Here is a 3401-nt window from a genome sequence, read left to right on the forward strand (position 1 = left end):
CACGAGGACAGCCAGAGCGAGAAACCGGCCCCCTCCGACACCGACGCGCGGTTCGCCATTGCGCGGCGCACGGACGCCGCCCGGGCCTCGCAAAACCTGCTGGCGGTCGAAGTCCAGGGCCCGGAAGCGGGCACCGCGCCACAAAAAGTCGAAGCGAAAATCTGCAAACGCAACGTATTCCCGGGCGCTGGGCAACAAACCGCTCAGGTCGGGCAATGAGGTCTGCTATGCGAAATCCGAAATTGAAATCTTTATTGGCCCCCACCCTGTTGAGCCTGGCGATGTTCGCCGGGGCCACTCAGGCCGCCGCGCCACTGCGTCCTCCTCAGGGCTACTTTGCGCCTGTGGATAAATTCAAGACCGGTGACAAAAGCGAAGGCTGCGATGCAATGCCGGCGCCGTACACCGGCCCGCTGCAATTTCGCAGCAAATACGAAGGTTCTGACAAGGCCCGTTCGACACTGAACGTGCAGTCGGAAAAAGCCTTCCGTGACACCACCAAAGACATCACCACGCTGGAACGCGGCACCGCCAAACGGGTGATGCAGTTCATGCGCGACGGTCGTCCGGAACAGCTCGATTGCACGCTGAACTGGCTGACCGCGTGGGCCAAGGCTGACGCGTTGATGTCGAAAGACTTCAACCACACCGGCAAGTCGATGCGCAAATGGGCGCTGGGCAGCATGGCCTCTTCGTACATTCGCCTGAAATTCTCCGACTCGCATCCGCTGGCGCAGCATCAGCAAGAAGCGCAGGTGATCGAAGCCTGGTTCAGCAAAATGGCCGATCAGGTGGTCAGCGACTGGGACAACCTGCCGCTGGAAAAAACCAACAACCACTCGTACTGGGCGGCGTGGTCGGTGATGGCGACCTCCGTCGCAACCAATCGCCGCGACCTGTTCGATTGGGCGGTGAAGGAATACAAGGTCGGCGCCAATCAGGTTGATGCCGATGGCTATCTGCCGAACGAACTCAAGCGTCAGCAACGCGCCCTCGCCTATCACAACTACGCCCTGCCGCCGCTGGCGATGATCGCCAGTTTTGCTCAGGTCAACGGTGTCGATTTGCGTCAGGAAAACAACGGCGCGCTGAAACGCCTGGGTGATCGAGTGTTGTCCGGGGTGAAAGACCCGGAAGAATTCGAGAAGAAGAACGGCAAAGAGCAGGACATGACCGACTTGAAAGAGGACATGAAATTCGCCTGGCTTGAGCCGTTCTGCACCCTCTACACCTGCCCGCCGGATGTGATCGAGAAGAAGCGCGGCATGCAGCCGTTCAAGACCTTCCGCCTCGGCGGGGATCTGACCAAGGTCTACGACCCATCGCATGAGAAGGGCAACAAGGGTTCGTAAGACCGAACGCAAAACCTGTGGGAGCGAGCCTGCTCGCGAATACGGTCTGACATTCAAAACTGATGTCGACTGACACGACGCCTTCGCGAGCAGGCTCGCTCCCACAGGGGTCGGTGTCAGGTTTTAGATTTGTGAGTTGGCCCTCCGGTTTTACGTGGGGGGTTTGGGGGGGCTTTGGCCCTTGACTGTTGGTTCAAACATGGAGAGATCGGGATGGTATTTTCATCCAACGTGTTCCTGTTTCTGTTCTTGCCGATCTTTCTCGGCTTGTACTACTTGAGCGGGCAACGCTATCGCAACCTGCTGCTGCTGATCGCCAGCTACGTGTTCTACGCCTGGTGGCGCGTGGACTTCCTCGCGCTGTTCGCAGCGGTCACGCTGTGGAACTACTGGATCGGCCTCAAAGTCGGTGCCGCCGGCGTCAGGACCAAACCGGCGCAGCGCTGGCTGCTGCTCGGTGTGGCAGTCGACCTGTGCATCCTCGGCTACTTCAAGTACGCCAACTTCGGCGTCGACAGCATCAACGCGATGATGACGTCGGTCGGTCTTGAGCCGTTCATCCTCACCCACGTCCTGCTGCCGATCGGGATCTCGTTCTACATCTTCGAATCGATCAGCTACATCATCGACGTGTACCGCGGTGACACCCCGGCCACGCGCAACCTGATCGACTTCGCAGCGTTCGTGGCGATCTTCCCGCACTTGATTGCCGGCCCCGTCCTGCGTTTTCGCGACCTCGCCGACCAGTTCAACAACCGCACGCACACCCTCGACAAGTTCTCCGAGGGCTGCACACGGTTCATGCAGGGTTTCATCAAAAAGGTCTTCATCGCCGACACCCTCGCCGTGGTCGCCGACCATTGCTTCGCCCTGCAAAACCCGACCACGGGTGATGCCTGGCTCGGCGCGCTGGCCTACACCGCGCAGCTGTATTTCGACTTCTCCGGTTACAGCGACATGGCGATTGGTCTGGGCTTGATGATGGGTTTCCGCTTCATGGAAAACTTCAAACAGCCGTACATCAGCCAGTCGATCACCGAGTTCTGGCGTCGCTGGCACATCAGCCTGTCGACCTGGCTGCGCGACTATCTGTACATCACCCTCGGCGGTAACCGTAAAGGCACGCTGATGACCTATCGCAACCTGTTCCTGACCATGCTCCTCGGTGGTCTGTGGCACGGCGCGAACATCACTTACATCGTCTGGGGCGCCTGGCACGGCATGTGGCTGGCGATTGAAAAAGCGCTGGGCCTGAACACTTCGCCGCGCAGCCTCAACCCGATTCGCTGGGCACTGACCTTCCTGCTCGTGGTCATGGGCTGGGTGATCTTCCGTGCCGAGAACCTGCATGTTGCCGGGCGCATGTACGGCGCGATGTTCAGCTTCGGCGACTGGTCGCTGTCGGAACTCAATCAGGCCAGCCTCACCGGTCTGCAAGTGGCGACTCTGGTAGTGGCGTACGTAACGCTGGCGTTCTTCGGCCTGCGTGATCTGTACACCAATCAGCCGCCGGCCAAGACCAAACCGGAAGTCAACGTCGAGGCCAACGGCCCTGCGACGGCGACCCCGGGAATGATCAAAGCCGCGCCTGGCGAAAATCCGGCGAGCATCCACGAGCCTGGCTACACCGTCGGCGTCGAAGCCCAGGTGCAACCGGCCTACTGGACGGCGGACTGGTCGCGCTACGTGATGCGCGGGCTGATCCTGCTGCTGTTCATCGCCTCGATTCTCAATCTCTCGGCGCAAAGCTTCTCGCCGTTCCGTTACTTCCAGTTCTGAGGGATCTGACATGACCCGCTCATTACGCATCTTCTACATCGCCCTGTTCCTGGTGACCCTGTTGGTCCTCGGTCTGTGGTCGGTTCGCAGCTTCTTCGGCTTCAGCACCAACGCCGATGCGACGGTGCTCAACGGCCGTTGGACCAAGGCTGTGGAAACGCACTACGACGATGAATTCCCGATCAAGCGCCTGGGCACCAATCTCTGGGCCGCGCTGGATTTCAAACTGTTCAACGAAGGTCGTCCGGGCGTGGTGCTCGGTCGCGATCA

At 59.9% G+C, this 3401-nt stretch carries 3 protein-coding genes and 1 pseudogene; all 4 read left to right on the forward strand.

The features are described from left to right. Positions 1 to 219: alginate biosynthesis protein AlgX (locus tag ACIOWE_RS08450; RefSeq protein ID WP_401389776.1), on the forward strand; the 219-nt coding region annotated here is incomplete at its 5' end. An 8-nt stretch (positions 220 to 227) separates the two neighbouring features. After that, positions 228 to 1352, forward strand: a complete 1125-nt coding sequence (locus ACIOWE_RS08455; protein ID WP_401389779.1) for a mannuronate-specific alginate lyase — start codon at positions 228 to 230, stop codon at positions 1350 to 1352. A gap of 213 nt (positions 1353 to 1565) precedes the next feature. Continuing rightward, on the forward strand, positions 1566 to 3131 hold the full coding sequence (locus ACIOWE_RS08460; protein WP_401389782.1) for an MBOAT family O-acyltransferase: 1566 nt from the start codon (positions 1566 to 1568) through the stop codon (positions 3129 to 3131). A 10-nt stretch (positions 3132 to 3141) separates the two neighbouring features. Continuing rightward, positions 3142 to 3401 (forward strand): annotated as a pseudogene (locus ACIOWE_RS08465) (alginate O-acetyltransferase); the annotation flags it as partial.

Source organism: Pseudomonas sp. NPDC087598 (assembly GCF_044743525.1).
Lineage (GTDB): Bacteria > Pseudomonadota > Gammaproteobacteria > Pseudomonadales > Pseudomonadaceae > Aquipseudomonas.

What these genes read in the sequence shown, in the direction of transcription:
- ACIOWE_RS08455 (WP_401389779.1), top strand. Translation starts at nt 228, where the DNA reads ATGCGAAATCCGAAATTGAAATCTTTATTGGCCCCCACCCTGTTGAGC.
- ACIOWE_RS08460 (WP_401389782.1), top strand. Translation starts at nt 1,566, where the DNA reads ATGGTATTTTCATCCAACGTGTTCCTGTTTCTGTTCTTGCCGATCTTT.